This window comes from Aeromonas sp. s1(2024) (assembly GCF_040908005.1).
GTDB classification, from domain to species: Bacteria; Pseudomonadota; Gammaproteobacteria; order Enterobacterales; family Aeromonadaceae; genus Aeromonas; species Aeromonas caviae.
The window spans coordinates 35,308-50,362 of sequence record NZ_JBFOCW010000039.1; the positions used below are offsets into that span (position 1 = coordinate 35,308).

Sequence of the window (15,055 nt, forward strand, 5' to 3'; positions counted from 1 at the left end):
AGGGGTGGCAGGCCACCAGCAAACAGGTGCAAACAAGGTGCAAATAGGGTAAAAGGGCGGTCATGAAAATTCCAAATCGAATCCAACCTCTGGTTGATGACGGCCTGGTGGACGATGTCATCAGCCGGCTGATGAGCGGCAAAGAGGCCGACGTCTATGTGGTGCGCTGCGGCGACGAGATCCGCTGCGCCAAGGTCTACAAAGAGGCGTCAAAGCGCAGCTTCAAGCAGGCCGTGGTCTATCAGGAAGGGCGGCGGGTACGCAGCAGCCGCGATGCCCGCGCCATGGAGAAGGGCTCCAAGTACGGTCGCAAGCAGCACGAAGAGGTGTGGCAGAACACCGAGGTGGATGCCCTGTTCAAGCTGGCGGCGGCCGGGGTGCGGGTGCCCAGGCCCTATGTCTGCCTCGATGGCGTGCTGCTGATGGAGCTCATCACCGACGCCGACGGCAACGTCGCTCCCCGTCTCAACGACGTGGCCCTGACCCGTGAGCAGGCTCTGGTGGATCATGGCAAGGTGATCCGCTACGTGGTGCGCATGCTCTGCGCCGGGCTCATTCACGGGGATCTCTCGGAGTTCAACGTGCTGGTGGACGAAGAGGGGCCCGTCATCATCGACCTGCCCCAGGTGGTGGATGCCGCCGCCAACAACCAGGCCAGGGCCATGCTGGAGCGGGATGTCGACAACATGCGCAACTACTACGGCATGTATGCCCCCGAGCTGCTCAAGACCCGGTATGCCCGGGAGATGTGGTCCTTGTTCGAGGATGGCAAGCTGGGCCCCGAGACCGAGCTCACCGGCCTGTTCGAAGAGAGCCGGGAGGCCATCGATCTGGATGGCGTGCTGCACGAGATAGAGAGTGCCCAGGAGGAGGCCATGGCCCGCCGGGCCAGGTTGCAGGCGGAGCAGGAAGAGGAGTCCTGACGGGCCTTCATTCCAATCAAAAAGAGCGCCATGGGCGCTCTTTTGTTTTGGACCCTGGCTCAGAGCCCGGTCAGGGGTGGCGCCTTGAGACGGGGCCCCTGGTAACCCGTCACCTCGCCAAAGCGCGGATGACCGCTCTCCCAGTCGGCGGCGGCGGTGCGAATGGCCTCCTTGTCGACGCTCACGAAGTTCCACCAGATCTGCAGCGGTTTGGGCAGGGGCTCGCCGCCGATGAGCAGCAGCCGGGCGCCCGGGCGCAGGGTCAGCGCCACCTCCCGGTTGCCGGGGGGCAGGTAGAGCAGCTGCTCCGGGGCCAGGGCCTCCCCTGCGACGATGGTCTCCCCCGCGAGGGGAAAGAGGCCGTGCTCGAAGGCGGGATCCAGGGGAAGGGTGATCTCGCCTCCCTCGGGGGCGTGCAGATCCAGCCCCAGAATGGGGGAGAAGTGCAGGGTGGGGGCGCGCCGGCTGCCGTGCTCGCCGATGAGCAGAGTGAGGGTGATCTCCCCTTGCTGCCAGCGGGGGAGCGTCGGGTAGTGATCGAAGCGGGGCGGGGTATGCTGATCCGCCTCTGGCAGGGCTATCCAGAGCTGGGCGGCGTGCAGATCGGGCTGGTTCGGGACCGACTCCTCCGTGTGGGCGATGCCCCGTCCTGCGGTCATCAGGTTCACCTGGCCCGGACGGATCACCTGCTTGCTGCCCAGGCTGTCCCGGTGGAGGATCTCCCCCTCCAGCATCCAGGTGAAGGTCTGCAGGGCGATGTGGGGGTGGGGCCCCACATCCATGCCGGGGGCGCCGGGGGCAAAGCGGGTCGGGCCGATATGATCGAGAAAACACCAGGGCCCGATGGTGCGCCGCTCCTTGACCGGGATGGCGCGAGCCACCGGGATGCCGCCCACATCGGTGAGGCGGGAGGCAATGCGTTGCCACTGTTGTGTCATGGGGTGCTCCTTGTCGAGGAAAAGGTTGGCGCGCGCAGGCCGCAGCGTCTGCCGGAAGTTGGACATGCCGTCTCGCCCGGTGCCTGTGAGTGATGCCGAGGTTACTATGCCCCAATCCGGCGCCGGATGGCAAAGACGGGGCACAGCGCCTGCCCTGAGGGCCCAGCCCGGCAATTGCAGCCGGGTACTGTATGAACGTACAATAGTCCCATCCCACTCTTGAGCCCGACCACCTGCATGACCGACATCCAGCCCCTCCCTCCCGTGACCCCGCCGCTCGACGGCTTCATCCTGACCCGCCATGGTCGGGATGTGCAGGGGCGTACCGAGATCGTGATGTGGCTCTGGAGCGCACAGGGACCGGTACGGGTGGTGGTGCCGGGGCAGGAGCCGGTCTTCTTCCTCCCGGAACGCCACCTGGAGGAGGCGGCAGAGCTTTTCAAGGGGGCCGGGGTGAGGGGGCGTTTTCGCCGCCTCCCCATGCACACCTTCGAGGGGAGCCGGGTGGTGGGCTGCTACTTTGCCACCCTGAGCGCCTTCCACCGCGCCATCGAGCTGCTGCTCATCCGCGGATTGGAGCACTTCGAGGCGGATGTCCGCCTGCCCGAGCGCTTTCTCATGGAGCGCTTCATCACCGCCGGGATGCGCTTTGACGGCAAGGCGAGGCGAAAGGGGGGCAGGCAGGGTTACTGGGAGGTAAACGAGGCGCGCTGTGCGCCGCAGGCGGTGACGCCGACCCTCTCCTGGGTCTCCCTGGACGTGGAGTGCGCCATGGATGGCACTCTCTTCTCGGTGGGGCTTCATAGCGAAGAGGACGCGCGGGTCATCATGATTGGTGCCCCGGAGCCGGACTCGCAGGACTGGGAGACCCCCGTCGAGTGGGTGGCGGACGAGCCAGCCCTGCTCGGTGCCCTGGAGGGCTGGTTCAGCCTGCACGATCCCGATCTCGTCATCGGCTGGAACGTGGTGAATTTCGACTTTCGCCTGCTGCTGCGCCGCGCCGAACTCCACAAGCGGCGGCTGCGGCTCGGGCGCGGGCGGGAGCTCTGCTTCTGGCGCTCGTCCCGAAACGACCCCCAGAGCGGCAACGTCATCATCCCGGGGCGCATGGTGCTGGACGGCATCGATACCCTCAAGAGCGCCACCTGGCAGTTCCCGAGCTACAGCCTGGATGCGGTGGCGAGCGAGCTGCTCGGGCGGGGCAAGGACATCGAGGACGTGGCCAACCGGGGGGAGAAGATCACCGAGCTGTTCCACTCCGACAAGGAGGCGCTGGCCCGCTACAACCTGGAAGATTGCAGGCTGGTGTGGGAGATCTTCGATTTCTGCCACCTCATCCCCTTCGCCATCGAGCGCGCCTCCCTCACCGGTCTTGAGCTCGACCGGGTGGGCGGGTCGGTGGCGGCGTTCACCAACCTCTATCTGCCACGGCTGCACCGCGGTGGCTATGTGGCGCCCAACCTGCCGGCAGACGGCGGGCTCGCAAGCCCCGGCGGCTATGTGATGGACTCCAAGCCGGGGCTCTATCGCCACGTGCTGGTGCTCGACTTCAAGAGCCTCTATCCCAGCATCATCCGCACCTTCTGCATCGACCCCATGGGGCTGGTGGAGGGGCTCAAACACCCGGATAACGCCATTCCAGGCTTTCGCGGCGCCCTGTTCTCCCGAACCCGCCACTTCCTGCCGGATCTCATCGCCACCCTCTGGGCGGCGCGGGATCGGGCCAAGGCCGCCAGTAACAAGGCCCTCTCCCAGGCCATCAAGATCATCATGAACTCCTTCTACGGGGTGCTGGGGTCGGGGGGCTGCCGCTTCTATGACCCGAGGCTCGCCTCCTCCATCACCTTGCGGGGCCACGGCATCATGCAGCAGACCCGGGAGTGGATAGAGGCAGAAGGGTTCGAGGTGATCTATGGGGACACCGACTCCACCTTCGTGCACCTGGGGAGCGATATCCGTCTCGAACAGGCGGACGAGATTGGCCAGCGACTGGCGAAGATGATCAACGACAACTGGGCCGCGCTGATAAGGCGGGAGTTCGACCTGCCGAGCCATCTGGAGATCCAGTACGAGACCCACTACCGCCGTTTCCTGATGCCCACCATTCGCGGGCTGGAGAAGGGGAGCAAGAAACGCTATGCGGGACTGGTGGGCGAAGGGGAAGGGGAGCACCTGGTGTTCAAGGGGCTGGAGACGGTGCGCACCGACTGGACACCCCTTGCCAAGGCATTCCAGACCCGGCTCTACGAAATGGTGTTCCACGACCAGGATCCCAGCAGTTATGTGCGCACCATGGTGGACGAGACCCGGGCCGGCCGTCACGACGATCTGCTCATCTACCGCAAGCGGCTGCGCCAGAAACTCGAGGAGTATCAGAAGAACGTGCCGCCCCATGTGCGGGCGGCGCGCCTGGCGGATGAGGAGAATCTGCGCCGCGGCCTGCCCCAGCGTTATCAGCACAGGGGCACCATCGCCTACCTGATGACCCTGAACGGCCCCGAGCCTTTGGAGTACCGGCGCAGCGCCGTCGACTACGAGCACTACATCGACAAGCAGCTCAGGCCCATCGCCGACGCCATCCTTCCCTTTGTGGGGGAGTCGTTCGAGCGGATCTGCGGCCAGCAGCTCGATCTCTTCTGACGAAGCGAGGTAAACGCGGCGGCCATGGCACGACAATGGCGGCCCGTGGGCCAGAGGGGACAGGAGGCAGATGACGGGGGAGAGCGGATGTCAGAGCCGACCAATGCAAAAAGCCCGCTATCAAGCGGGCTTTTCAAATCTGGTGCGTCCTAGTGGATTCGAACCACCGACCCCCACCATGTCAAGGTGATGCTCTAACCAGCTGAGCTAAGGACGCAGGGTGCGCAAGGCGACTTTGTGTGTCATTGCAGGGGAGTGGTGGGTTTAATTGGATTCGAACCAACGACCCCTACCATGTCAAGGTAGTGCTCTAACCAACTGAGCTATAAACCCACATCTGTGTTCAACCGGATTCGAACCAACGACATTGCCTACGCCATGTCAAAGTACTGTTCTAACCGACTGAGCTTTAGACCCACATCAAATTCATATCTGCAATTTATTCAAACTGTTATGGTGCGTCCTAGTGGATTCGAACCACCGACCCCCACCATGTCAAGGTGATGCTCTAACCAGCTGAGCTAAGGACGCATAACAGGATTTCGTGATGGTGCGTCCTAGTGGATTCGAACCACCGACCCCCACCATGTCAAGGTGGTGCTCTAACCAGCTGAGCTAAGGACGCATCACGAAAAGTGGTGGGTTTAATTGGATTCGAACCAACGACCCCTACCATGTCAAGGTAGTGCTCTAACCAACTGAGCTATAAACCCACTTCATAAACCGGATTGAAAACCCGTTTTATCCCGCCAGCATTGCTGGCGTGGTCGGCATACTACCCATGGCCCCCAGGGCTGTCAACAAGGGACACGCACAAAGGAGACTGTTTGCCCAGTTCTTGCGCAGCCTGTTGATTTTACAGGCGAGCTTGCCACCGGGCAGGGTCACTTTCCTTGCTATTGCGCCCGGGACAGGGCGGTGCAGGCCGCGGGGCTCGCGAAGCGGCCATAGATGACGCGAAGGCGCGCTCCCAGCATCAGGGCGGCACTGGTCAACCCGACGATGAAGCCGACCCAGAAGCCCTGGGGCCCCATGCGCGGCACCACCCAGTCGGTCAGTCCCAGGATCATGCCGGTGGGCAGTCCCATGCCCCAGTAGGCGACGATGGTGACGTAGAAGATGGCCTGGGTGTCCTTGTAGCCGCGAAGGGCCGCCGCCGCGACCACCTGCACCGAATCGGAGATCTGGTAGATGGCGGCGAAGAAGAGCAGGGTGGCGGCGAGGCCGATTACCTGCATATCGTCGGTGTAGATCCCCGCGATGGGCTCGCGCAGCAGCACGGTGAGAGCGGCGGTGGCAGCGGCCACCCCCATGCCCAGCATCAGGCCGGTGCGGGCGGCGACCCTGGCCTGATCCGGCTGGCCTTCCCCTATGTTGTGACCGACCCGGATGGTCACGCCGACACCAATGGACAGCGGCAGCATAAAGACCAGGCTGGAGAAGTTGAGCGCTATCTGGTGGCTCGCTACCGTCTCCGCGCCGAAGGGCGCCAGCATCAGGGCGACCACGGTAAACAGGGTCACCTCGCAGAAGATGGCCATGGCGATGGGAAACCCTAAGCGGAACAGGCGCCAGATCCGGCTGCCGTTGGGGCGCGCAAGCTGGGCGAAGAGGTTGATCTTCTGGAAGTGGGAAGAGAACTTCACATAGAGGATCATCGCCAGCAGCATGGCCCAGAGCACGATGGCGGTGGCCACGCCGCAGCCGACCCCGCCGAGTTTCGGCATGCCGAAGTGGCCGTGGATGAAGATGTAGTTCGCGGGGATATTGACCGCGAGCCCCACGAAACCGATCACCATGGTCGGCATGGTGTGGGAGAGCCCCTCGCTGAAGTTGCGCAGCACCTGGAACAGCACGAAGGCGGGCAGCCCCCAAAGGATGGCGTGCAGGTAGCCGGCAGTCTTGGCCGCCATGACGGGATCCACGTCCATGAACTGCAGCGCCAGGGGGCTGAAGTAGAGCGCCACCATGGCGATGGGCGTCACCATCAGTGCCAGCCAGAAGCCCTGGTGCACGGCGGGGCGCACCTCGTCTTGTTTGCGGGCGCCGTTGAGCTGGGAGACGATGGGAGTGAGGGCCATGATGATGCCCTGCACCAGCAGGATGACCGGCAGCCAGAAGCTGGAAGCCACCGACACGGCGGCCAGATCCACGGCGCTCACCTGTCCCGCCATCACGGTATCGACGAAGTTCATGGCGATCTGGGCCACCTGGGCTACCAGTATGGGGCTGGCTAGACGAATAAGCTGCCTCGCCTCGGACCAATAACGTTGCACTGACACCTCCGAGTGGATCAGATAAAAGAGAAAGAGCGGGTAAGAGAGATGGGCTTTTGCCTCCTCGTCCTGAGGAGACAAAATGCGGGGGTGTCATTCTAGCCTGAAAAACCGCCAACGGGGAAGGTCGGCGGCGTAGTTTGACCCGGTGATCAGGCGTCCTCGTGATCGCTGATCAGCAGGTTGGCGGCGGCATAGGCGGCCTGCTCGCGCAGATCCGCCGGTACCCGCTCGTCGGAGGCCACGGCGTTGAGCGCCCGGATGGTGGCGGCGATGGCCTGGGGCACATAGCCCTGCTCGCCGGAGCCAATCTGGTTGTAGGCGATGCGAATGGCTTCACAGCATTGATATACCTGCATTTTTATTTCCTCGTTAAGCCTGGATTGAATGGGGTCACTATAGCGATCGCGCTCGTCCTTGTCAGCCGGCAGCCTTGTCTTGCACGGTGGCGAGGGGTAACCTGCCGACAAATTTGTCACAGCGTGGAGAGACACATGTTCACCGGCATAGTACAGGGGACCGCCGAACTGGTGGCCATCGAGGCGAAACCCAACTTTCGCACCCATGTGATCCGCATGCCGAGTCCGGCCTGGGGCGAGGGGCTGGCACTCGGGGCCTCCGTGGCCCACAACGGTTGTTGCCTCACCGTCACCCGGGTGGAGGGGGATCTGGTCAGCTTCGATCTGATGCAGGAGACACTGCGCCTCACCAACCTCGGGGAGCTGGTGGTCGGGGACAAGGTCAATGTGGAGCGGGCTGCCCGCTTTGGCGACGAGATCGGTGGTCACGCCATGTCTGGCCACATCATGGGCACGGCGCAGGTGACCTCGGTCATCGACACCCCCAACAACCGCCAGGTGTGGTATCGCCTCGCCCCCGAACTCATGAAATACGTGCTGACCAAGGGGTATATCGGCATCGACGGCATCAGCCTGACCGTGGGTGAGGTACGTGGCAGCGAGTTCTGCGTCAACCTGATCCCCGAGACCCTGGCCCGCACCAACCTTGGCTGGGTCAAGGCCGGCTGGCAGACCAACATCGAGATCGATCCCCAGACCCAGGCCATCGTCGACACGGTGGAGCGGGTGCTGGCGGCGCGCCAGTAACCACCTGAGCGCTGCCCCCAGGGTTCGAAGAGGAGGGCGGCATCACGGGAAAGGCGCCGTCTTGTGGAAGAGGCGCCGCCCCAGAGCCTTGGAGACTTCTCTATGTTTGTCGTGACATTGACCTATGTGAAACCGCTGGCGGAGATCGATGCCCTGATCCCGGCCCACATTGCGTGGCTGGAGCGGCAGTATGCCGCAGGCCATTTTCTGGCATCCGGGCGTCGGGTACCCCGAGTCGGGGGCGTCATACTGGCGCAGGGCGTGAGCCGAGACGCCTTGGAGGCGATGCTGGCAGAGGATCCCTTCAAGCAGGCAGAGGCGGCCGATTATCAGGTGGTGGAGTTTGTTCCGACCATGACGTCGGCGAAGGCGGCGTGCTTGAGGGAAGCGTGACCCAGCCTGACGATGGCACCAAAACAAACGGGACCCACAGGGTCCCGTTTGTTTTTGTCTGTGTCTGGACAGGGGATTCAGAACAGCTGCTCGTCGTCGGCATCCACGAAGAGTTGCAGGCAGTCGCGGGCTTCATCCCGGTGCAGCCGCAGGTGGATGGGGTTGCAGCAGGCCATGCAATCTTCGTAGAACTCCTGATCCCCCTGGCTGGCATCCAGCTCGACCCGGGTGTGGTGGCCGCAGTGGGGGCAGACGATACGCTTGCTGGTGTATTCGATCATGGTGACCTCCTCGGGCCCGTGGGCCGTCTCTGTGCTCCTGCTGATTCTAGTCGCCACAGGGCGGCGCAACCGCGAGCAAGCGCACGTTTATGAGCGGGCTCAAGGGAGGCAGGAGGTCAGTCCGTGTTGCCTACTTGACCCAGCCGGCCAGCATCTCTGCGTTCAGCTCGGCAAGAGAGCGCAGCTCGTGGTTGGCGATGACCAGACGGGGATCGCCGACCAGTGCCGGGTCCGGCACGATCAGCGCCGTCATGGAGGCTGCCTTGGCTGCCAGCAGGCCGGTGAAGCTGTCCTCGATGGCGAGACAGTGCACAGGCTCGACGCCGAGCTTCTCGGCGGCGTGGATATAGACATCCGGGTGGGGTTTGCCAAAGCGCTCCACCTCGGCGGAGTGGACCGCCATGAAACGGTCCTGGATGCCGAGTTTGCCGAGCACCGCCTCGACCATGGCAAACGGTGAGGAGGTGGCGAGCCCGATCTTGAGCCCTTGGGCCTCGATGAGGTCGAGGGCTTCCAGCACCCCGGCCTTGGGCTGCCCCTCTTGCAGGATGAGCGCGATCACCTGATCCAGGATGCGCTGTACCACCTCTTCCTGGCTGGGGCTGCTCCAGGGGCGGATCCGGTACCAGTGGGCCACCAGCTGATCGATGCGCACCCCTATGGTGGAGTTGCAGTCCTCCTCGGTGTGGAAGTGGCCCAGTTCGGCGAAGACGGCCATCTGTGCCCGTTGCCAGAAGGGTTCCGAGTCGATCAGAACACCATCCATATCGAAGATCACGGCAGTTAACATCTTGTACTCCTGACATAGGTGAAGGGGGGATTATAAGCCCGGTGCTTCAATGGGAAAGGGGCAGTCACCTGCCCCTTGCGCCGGATCACGCAGATAAACGTTTGTTTTTGCGTGGTAAAGCGGAGTGCCTAGAACAGTACTTCTACCCGGGCTGCCACCGTCTTGGCTTGCTCCACGGCTTCCTGGCAATCCTGCCCACGGGCGAGCGCCACCCCGAGGCGACGACGACCGGCGATCTCCGGCTTGCCAAAGAGACGCAACTGGGCACCCGGCACCAGGGCCAGTGCCTCGCCAATCCCCTGATAGCGGATATCCTGGCTGTGGCCCTCCCGCAGCACCACGGCAGAGGCGCTCGGGCCGTACTGGGTGATGGTGCCGACGGGCAGCCCCAGGATGGCGCGCACGTGCAGGGCGAACTCGGAGAGATCCTGGGAGATCAGGGTCACCATGCCGGTGTCGTGGGGGCGGGGGGAGACTTCGCTGAACCACACCTCGTCACCCCTGATGAAGAGCTCGACCCCGAACAGACCGTAGCCGCCAAGGGCTTCGACCACCTTGGCCGCCACCTCCTTGGAGCGGGCCAGGGCCAGCTCGCTCATGGCCTGGGGCTGCCAGGATTCGCGGTAGTCGCCATCCTCCTGGCGATGGCCGATAGGCTCGCAGAAGTGGATGCCATCGACGGCGCGCACCGTGAGCAGGGTGATCTCGTACTCGAAAGGAACGAAGCCTTCGACAATCACCTTGCCACGACCGGCACGGCCCCCCTCCTGGGCATAGGTCCAGCTTTCATCCAGCTTGGCGAGATCGCGCAGCAGGCTCTGCCCCTTGCCGGAGGAGCTCATCACCGGTTTGACCACGCAGGGGAGGCCGATGGCCTCGACGGCGGCCACAAACTCCTCCTTGCTCTGGGCAAAGCGGTAGGCAGAGGTGGGCAGCCCCAGGGTTTCGGCGGCGAGGCGACGGATCCCCTCCCGGTTCATGGTGAGCTGGGTGGCGCGGGCATTGGGCACCACCTTGACCCCTTCCTGCTCCAGGGCGGCCAGGGTGTCGGTGGCGATGGCTTCAATCTCGGGGATGATGAGGTCGGGCTTGACCTCGGCCACCAGGGCGTGCAGGGCGGCACCATCCAGCATGTCCAGCACGCGGGCCTGGTGGGCCACCTGCATGGCGGGGGCGTTGGCATAGCGGTCGGCGGCGATCACCTCGATACCGAGCCGCTGCAGCTCGATGGCGACCTCCTTGCCGAGTTCGCCTGATCCCAGCAGCAGGGCGCGGGTCGCAGTGGGGCGGGTGGCGGTTCCAAACATCTGATCTCTCCTGAGGTCGGTGGTCAGCAGGGCTGATCCGGGTGAGCAAAAAAAGAGGCACGCATGGCGTACCTCAGGAAGTGGGTGGGTGGGCGCGCTGCTCCAGATGGGTGAGCAGGGTGATGGCGCCGATGATGATGGCCGCCCCCAGCCACAAGCGACCGGGGGGCGCCCAGCCAAATACCAGCCAGCCGCCCAGCACGTTCATGGGCAGCTTGGCAAAATCAAAAGGTTGCACGAAGGAGGCCTCCGCCACGCTGTAGGCGCGGGCGATGGACATCTGGGCCAGTGCCGACAGTACGCCCGAGGCGGCCACCAGCAGCCACTGGGTTTCGCTCGGCCACTGCCATTCAGGGATCGCCAGCATGGCGTTGAACGGGGTGCTGAAGACGAGCAGGTAGACGACGATGGTGTGGGACGACTCGCTGGCCGCCTGATAGCGCACCAGCAAGGAGTAGCCTGCCCAGAAGAGGGCGGCCGCCACCGGCAGCAGGGAGGCCAGGGTGAAGTCGTCGGTCCAGGGGGCCAGGATCAGCATGGCGCCGACAAACCCCGCCAGGGTCGCGAGAATGCGGGCCCGGCTCACCTGCTCTTTGAGAAAGAGGGCTGATCCCAGGGTGGCAAACAGGGGGGAGGTCATCAAGAGCGCGATCCCCTGCCAGATGGGGACGGGGACCGCCAGGGCCCAGAGCCAGAACTGGATGCCGGTCACCGCCAGGGCGACCCGCAGCAGGTGCAGGCGCTGCTGGTTCGTCATCAGGGACTGGCGCAGACCGTGGCGCACCAGCCAGGGCAGCAGGCAGACCAGGGCTATCAGATATTGGTGAAAGGCGACCTGGGTCGAGGGGAGGCCGAGCGTGAAGCTGACATACTGGCTCAGGCTGTTGACGGCGGCGAAGCAGAGGCCTGCCACCATCATCCAGACGGCGCCGGCAAAGGGGGAGTGCCTGCGGGAGGAGGTCATGAGATCCGGATCACGTACAAAAAGTGCGGCGGATCATAACGGCAATCGTTTGTCATGCCAAGGGTGCGGAGTTTGATGAGCCCCTCTCTGTCGAGGAAATGCACAGACATCAAATTTTTTGAATGACTTGAGCATCTATTTTCGCTATCAGGCTTTAATGCCAGTCTTTATAGTGACCTCCATCGACAGCCTGGCTGTTCAATTGACAATCAAATGGAGTTTCACCATGGCCAATATCCTCGTTCTGAAGTCCAGCATCCTGGGCCAGTATTCCCAATCCAACGCCCTGATCGACGGCTACCTGGCCGAGCGCCAGGGTGACACCATCCAGGTACGCGATCTGGCGACCCTGAACCTGCCGGTGCTGGACGGCGAACTGGCCATGGGCCTGCGTGGTGGCGAGAACCTGAACGAGCGTCAGCAAGCGGTGCTGGCGCAGTCCGACGAGCTGGTCGCCGAGCTCAAGGCGAGCGATCTGGTGATCATCGCGGCCCCCATGTACAACTTCAACATCCCGACCCAGCTGAAAAACTGGATCGATCTGGTGGCCCGTGCCGGCGTAACCTTCCGTTACACCGAGACCGGTCCGGTCGGCCTGGTGGAGAACACCCGCGCCCTGGTGGTCAGCCCCCGTGGCGGCATGCACGTGGGCAATGCCACCGACCTGGTGACCCCCTACATGCGTACCGTGCTGGGCTTCATCGGCATCAACGAAGTGGACTTCATCTATGCCGAAGGCATGGGCATGGGGCCGGAGGCGCAAGCCAAGGGGATCGAGCAGGCCAAGGAGCAGCTGGAAACCCTGGCTTACTGATGCCACTCGGGGTCTTGGCCCCCAGTATCCTGAAACAACAACGCAGCCCTCGGGCTGCGTTGTTGTTTTTGCTCAGGCATCACGCTCTGGCGTCGTTATTCGCGCAGGAAGTGGCGGCAGCCGCTGCCGACCATCAGAAAGACCGCCACCAGGGAGGCCAGCAGCAGGGTGGTGAGCCACTGCTCGGCGCTGCTGGGGACCTGGGGGAGGAAGAGGCTGATCACCAGCAATGTGCAGAGGGTGATCAGGCTGGTTGGTCGAATGAGGCGCATCATGGGTCATCCTTGGCTGCGGGTGGTGAACGAGAGGCTAACCGCGGTCTGTGACAACAAGATGTATCCATACCTCTTGCGAACATCAACGGACCGGGTAGCCACCACCTTAGCAGCTTTTGCCGACGGAGCCAGCGGCATGGGTCGGGTTGTGATCCGGATCCCTATCTGAACTGCTTCTGATCTTCCTGATAGTGAAAATCGCCACTGGCCAGCCTGGCAACCAGGGCCTCTTTATCGAGATCCTGCGCCCGGCAGAGATCATCGAGATCCTCGTAGTGATCACGCAGCTGCATGTTGACCAGGCTCAGCAGCATGTTGACATCCATGGTGGCAAAGTTGTTCAGCTTCATGAGGGTTGCTCGTTGTCCAGCAGGTGAAGTTGTTCGATGGCATCGCTGACGCTCTGCAGGTGCAGGCGAATGCTCTGGCGCGCCTCGGCCGGCAGATAGTCGGTGAGGGTGTGCTGCCAGCTTCCCGCCTCCGTCTTGAGCTGCTGGAACAGGGTGAGCCCCGCCGGGGTGAAGGAGACCAGGCTGATGCGCTTGTCCTGCACGCTGTTCTCGGTGAACAGGATGCCTTTCTCCACCAGACGATGGATCTCGCGGGAGATCCGTACCTTGTCCATGCCGCTCGCCTCCACCAGTTCCTTCTGGCTGATGGGGTAGTGGGGGCCGAGCACCATCATCAGGCGCCACTGGGGTACGGTGAGTTGGTACCGCTGCTGATAAAACTGTTCAAAGGTATCGCGCACCATCTCAGCGGCGTGAACCAGCTGATAAGGAGGGTAGTGCGCGAGCAGCTCAATGATCTTCGACATATGACATCCTGCTGTGGCGGCTGCATCGGGTGCAGTTTCTCTTGATACTTTGGCCTTGATGATACGTAACACAGGGGCATTTGTCTGACCAGTCACCAGAAAAATGTGCGTTTGCGCACGTGTTCTGTCATCGAATCGGCAATTGGGGTCTCAACTGGCCTGCTTGCCCGCACTCTTTCGCAGCCATATCAAAGCGTTGTGGGTCAGCCAGGCCTCGCGACTCTGCAAGGCGTAGAGCGCCGCCTCGTCACGGCTGCCTCCCTGCCAGCGGCGAGGCTCCTGCTTGGGCAAGCGGCGCTGGCCCAGCAAAGTGGCGGGCACATGGGGATTGACCCCCATTGCCGCCGCCAGATGAGGGCGCGCCGCCGTTTCCCCTTCGCAGACAAAGCTCATCAAGGCCTTGTTGTAGAGCAGCCAGCAGGAGGCTTCATCAAAGCGCACCAGCAGTTGTTGCAGGGCATCCCACTCCCCTTGCCAGGCATAGAGGGTGGAGAGGGGGTGGCGGCAAGCGGGCTCGTCGGCGCGGCAGAGTGCGAGCAGGGCCAGGTACTCATCCCGTGCCTGCCCAAGCTGCCCAAGTCGCAGCAGGCAATCGGCTCGACCGGCCCTGGCCGCGATCAGAGGGCGTGCCTCGGGGACCTGCCAGCCATGGCCCGCGTGGGCTTGCCAGAATGCCTCATCGAACAGGAGGTTGGCATCGGCAATGATGCGCTCGAACCAGCCAAGGCGAGCGAGGGGATCGCGGCTCTCTGCCGCCAGCTCGAACCACTGCTGCCACTGGCGAGTCTGCTCGTTGTCCAGGGACGGGCTCTCTTCAGGCTCGGCCTCGTAGTGATCCTGGCCGAGCAGGAGGTTGAGGGCCGTCTTCATCTGCTGGCGTTGACGCTTGCAAAAATCGAGGAAGGGGAGCTCGCTGGCCGCAGCCTGGTGCAGCATCATGGCCATGGGCTTGTCGCGAAACAGGCAGAGCTCGGCCACCAGGCTGAAGCGATGGCGGGTCGCCGGATCGTTCAGATCGGTCGGCGCCGGCCAGCAGGCCACCCCCTGACTGAAGCCATAGCTCCATTGGCCCAGAGGATGGCGCTTGTCAAACACCTGCTCCGGGTTGTCGGTAGAGAGGCGACACTGGCTCGGCAGGGCCAGCTGCGCGTCGTCGGCCTGGGCTTCCAGCTCGGCGATCAGGTGATGCAGCGCCTCGGCACTCTTCTCGTCCAGCGCTGCATCATGAGGCAGCAGGCCGGCCAGCGGATCTTGCCAGTCGGGGGCAACGGGCCCCGCCAGACGGGCGCACAGGAAGCCGTGCAGGGCGGGGTAACTCATCTCCTGCTGGCTGTGGGTCTGGATCCATCTTAAATGCGAAAGGGGACTCCCTCCGACGTAGGTGGGAGGGGAATTTCGCCGGGGCGTCAGCCCCGCTGGTTTTGAATGTATTGCTTGATCACCTCCAACGGTGCTCCGCCGCAAGAGCCCGCAAAGTAAGAGCGTGACCAGAGTACGGGTTTGCTGTAAGCACCTCTCAAGTCCAGAAATT

Annotated in this window: 17 protein-coding genes and 5 tRNA genes; 5 read left to right on the forward strand and 17 right to left on the reverse strand. The window is 63.3% G+C overall.

From position 1 onward, the window contains the following. The first annotated feature begins 62 nt into the window (after positions 1–62). Complete coding sequence (locus tag AB5Y70_RS09195) at positions 63–923, forward strand: PA4780 family RIO1-like protein kinase (protein ID WP_029314478.1); 861 nt, start codon at positions 63–65, stop codon at positions 921–923. Between the two features lie 59 nt (positions 924–982). Here AB5Y70_RS09195 and AB5Y70_RS09200 read toward each other — a convergent pair whose 3' ends face one another. After that, the gene (locus AB5Y70_RS09200) at positions 983–1,861 is read right to left on the reverse strand and encodes a pirin family protein (protein ID WP_010674626.1); all 879 of its coding nucleotides are present in this window, start codon (positions 1,859–1,861) and stop codon (positions 983–985) included. A 237-nt stretch (positions 1,862–2,098) separates the two neighbouring features. On the opposite strand from AB5Y70_RS09200, the gene AB5Y70_RS09205 reads away from it, so the two are divergent. Further along, a complete protein-coding gene (locus AB5Y70_RS09205; protein ID WP_010674627.1) occupies positions 2,099–4,501 on the forward strand; it encodes a DNA polymerase II in 2,403 nt (800 codons plus the stop codon). Between the two features lie 140 nt (positions 4,502–4,641). On the opposite strand, the gene AB5Y70_RS09210 is transcribed toward AB5Y70_RS09205, so the two are convergent. The 7 genes from AB5Y70_RS09210 to AB5Y70_RS09240 form a co-directional block, all read right to left on the reverse strand. Continuing rightward, positions 4,642–4,718: transfer RNA gene (locus tag AB5Y70_RS09210), tRNA-Val, on the reverse strand. 39 nt (positions 4,719–4,757) lie between these two features. Beyond that, positions 4,758–4,834 (reverse strand) — tRNA-Val (locus AB5Y70_RS09215). 121 nt (positions 4,835–4,955) lie between these two features. After that, positions 4,956–5,032, reverse strand: a tRNA-Val gene (locus AB5Y70_RS09220). Positions 5,033–5,049: 17 nt separating this feature from the next. Then, positions 5,050–5,126, reverse strand: a tRNA-Val gene (locus AB5Y70_RS09225). An 11-nt stretch (positions 5,127–5,137) separates the two neighbouring features. After that, positions 5,138–5,214, reverse strand: a tRNA-Val gene (locus AB5Y70_RS09230). 183 nt (positions 5,215–5,397) lie between these two features. Continuing rightward, a complete protein-coding gene (locus tag AB5Y70_RS09235; RefSeq protein ID WP_134695794.1) occupies positions 5,398–6,777 on the reverse strand; it encodes an MATE family efflux transporter in 1,380 nt (459 codons plus the stop codon). A 152-nt stretch (positions 6,778–6,929) separates the two neighbouring features. Continuing rightward, positions 6,930–7,136 carry a YaeP family protein gene (locus AB5Y70_RS09240; RefSeq protein WP_005301307.1) on the reverse strand — a complete coding sequence of 69 codons (207 nt, stop codon included), beginning with the start codon at positions 7,134–7,136 and terminating at the stop codon, positions 6,930–6,932. Between the two features lie 135 nt (positions 7,137–7,271). Between AB5Y70_RS09240 and AB5Y70_RS09245 the strand changes: the two genes are divergently transcribed. Then, entirely contained in the window at positions 7,272–7,883 is a 612-nt protein-coding gene (locus AB5Y70_RS09245) for a riboflavin synthase (RefSeq protein WP_043760761.1), read from the forward strand. Between the two features lie 102 nt (positions 7,884–7,985). Further along, positions 7,986–8,276 carry a YciI family protein gene (locus AB5Y70_RS09250; protein ID WP_029314482.1) on the forward strand — a complete coding sequence of 97 codons (291 nt, stop codon included), beginning with the start codon at positions 7,986–7,988 and terminating at the stop codon, positions 8,274–8,276. A gap of 77 nt (positions 8,277–8,353) precedes the next feature. Here the strand turns inward: AB5Y70_RS09250 and AB5Y70_RS09255 are convergent, their stop codons facing one another. The 4 genes from AB5Y70_RS09255 to AB5Y70_RS09270 form a co-directional block, all read right to left on the reverse strand. Beyond that, positions 8,354–8,557: a CPXCG motif-containing cysteine-rich protein gene (locus AB5Y70_RS09255; protein WP_005336871.1), complete on the reverse strand. Its 204-nt coding sequence runs from the start codon at positions 8,555–8,557 to the stop codon at positions 8,354–8,356. Positions 8,558–8,687: 130 nt separating this feature from the next. Next, the gene (gene hxpB, locus AB5Y70_RS09260; protein ID WP_042014370.1) at positions 8,688–9,347 is read right to left on the reverse strand and encodes a hexitol phosphatase HxpB; all 660 of its coding nucleotides are present in this window, start codon (positions 9,345–9,347) and stop codon (positions 8,688–8,690) included. A gap of 128 nt (positions 9,348–9,475) precedes the next feature. After that, the gene (gene purT, locus AB5Y70_RS09265; RefSeq protein ID WP_102949307.1) at positions 9,476–10,654 is read right to left on the reverse strand and encodes a formate-dependent phosphoribosylglycinamide formyltransferase; all 1,179 of its coding nucleotides are present in this window, start codon (positions 10,652–10,654) and stop codon (positions 9,476–9,478) included. Positions 10,655–10,727: 73 nt separating this feature from the next. Beyond that, positions 10,728–11,618: a DMT family transporter gene (locus tag AB5Y70_RS09270; RefSeq protein ID WP_102949308.1), complete on the reverse strand. Its 891-nt coding sequence runs from the start codon at positions 11,616–11,618 to the stop codon at positions 10,728–10,730. A 226-nt stretch (positions 11,619–11,844) separates the two neighbouring features. Between AB5Y70_RS09270 and AB5Y70_RS09275 the strand changes: the two genes are divergently transcribed. Beyond that, a complete protein-coding gene (locus tag AB5Y70_RS09275) occupies positions 11,845–12,432 on the forward strand; it encodes an FMN-dependent NADH-azoreductase (protein ID WP_039039094.1) in 588 nt (195 codons plus the stop codon). A gap of 95 nt (positions 12,433–12,527) precedes the next feature. Here AB5Y70_RS09275 and AB5Y70_RS09280 read toward each other — a convergent pair whose 3' ends face one another. The 5 genes from AB5Y70_RS09280 to AB5Y70_RS09300 all read right to left on the reverse strand — a co-directional run. Continuing rightward, on the reverse strand, positions 12,528–12,707 hold the full coding sequence (locus tag AB5Y70_RS09280) for a hypothetical protein (RefSeq protein ID WP_041215220.1): 180 nt from the start codon (positions 12,705–12,707) through the stop codon (positions 12,528–12,530). Between the two features lie 161 nt (positions 12,708–12,868). Next, the gene (locus AB5Y70_RS09285) at positions 12,869–13,057 is read right to left on the reverse strand and encodes a DUF4250 domain-containing protein (RefSeq protein ID WP_043155974.1); all 189 of its coding nucleotides are present in this window, start codon (positions 13,055–13,057) and stop codon (positions 12,869–12,871) included. Then, the gene (locus tag AB5Y70_RS09290; RefSeq protein WP_010674639.1) at positions 13,054–13,524 is read right to left on the reverse strand and encodes a MarR family winged helix-turn-helix transcriptional regulator; all 471 of its coding nucleotides are present in this window, start codon (positions 13,522–13,524) and stop codon (positions 13,054–13,056) included. Before AB5Y70_RS09290 ends, AB5Y70_RS09285 begins: the two co-directional genes overlap by 4 nt. 150 nt (positions 13,525–13,674) lie before the next feature. Beyond that, entirely contained in the window at positions 13,675–14,844 is a 1,170-nt protein-coding gene (locus tag AB5Y70_RS09295; protein ID WP_053288218.1) for a UPF0149 family protein, read from the reverse strand. Positions 14,845–14,930: 86 nt separating this feature from the next. Further along, a partial coding sequence (locus AB5Y70_RS09300; protein WP_368175959.1) for a transposase occupies positions 14,931–15,055 on the reverse strand: 125 nt, incomplete at its 5' end.

Excerpts from the sequence above, each read along its gene's own strand:
- AB5Y70_RS09250 (WP_029314482.1), top strand. The coding sequence starts at position 7,986 with ATGTTTGTCGTGACATTGACCTATGTGAAACCGCTGGCGGAGATCGAT.
- AB5Y70_RS09280 (WP_041215220.1), bottom strand. The coding sequence starts at position 12,707 with ATGATGCGCCTCATTCGACCAACCAGCCTGATCACCCTCTGCACATTG.
- AB5Y70_RS09285 (WP_043155974.1), bottom strand. The coding sequence starts at position 13,057 with ATGAAGCTGAACAACTTTGCCACCATGGATGTCAACATGCTGCTGAGC.
- AB5Y70_RS09245 (WP_043760761.1), top strand. The coding sequence starts at position 7,272 with ATGTTCACCGGCATAGTACAGGGGACCGCCGAACTGGTGGCCATCGAG.
- AB5Y70_RS09275 (WP_039039094.1), top strand. The coding sequence starts at position 11,845 with ATGGCCAATATCCTCGTTCTGAAGTCCAGCATCCTGGGCCAGTATTCC.
- AB5Y70_RS09200 (WP_010674626.1), bottom strand. The coding sequence starts at position 1,861 with ATGACACAACAGTGGCAACGCATTGCCTCCCGCCTCACCGATGTGGGC.
- AB5Y70_RS09205 (WP_010674627.1), top strand. The coding sequence starts at position 2,099 with ATGACCGACATCCAGCCCCTCCCTCCCGTGACCCCGCCGCTCGACGGC.
- AB5Y70_RS09255 (WP_005336871.1), bottom strand. The coding sequence starts at position 8,557 with ATGATCGAATACACCAGCAAGCGTATCGTCTGCCCCCACTGCGGCCAC.
- hxpB (WP_042014370.1), bottom strand. The coding sequence starts at position 9,347 with ATGTTAACTGCCGTGATCTTCGATATGGATGGTGTTCTGATCGACTCG.
- purT (WP_102949307.1), bottom strand. The coding sequence starts at position 10,654 with ATGTTTGGAACCGCCACCCGCCCCACTGCGACCCGCGCCCTGCTGCTG.
- AB5Y70_RS09195 (WP_029314478.1), top strand. The coding sequence starts at position 63 with ATGAAAATTCCAAATCGAATCCAACCTCTGGTTGATGACGGCCTGGTG.
- AB5Y70_RS09270 (WP_102949308.1), bottom strand. The coding sequence starts at position 11,618 with ATGACCTCCTCCCGCAGGCACTCCCCCTTTGCCGGCGCCGTCTGGATG.
- AB5Y70_RS09240 (WP_005301307.1), bottom strand. The coding sequence starts at position 7,136 with ATGCAGGTATATCAATGCTGTGAAGCCATTCGCATCGCCTACAACCAG.
- AB5Y70_RS09295 (WP_053288218.1), bottom strand. The coding sequence starts at position 14,844 with ATGAGTTACCCCGCCCTGCACGGCTTCCTGTGCGCCCGTCTGGCGGGG.
- AB5Y70_RS09290 (WP_010674639.1), bottom strand. The coding sequence starts at position 13,524 with ATGTCGAAGATCATTGAGCTGCTCGCGCACTACCCTCCTTATCAGCTG.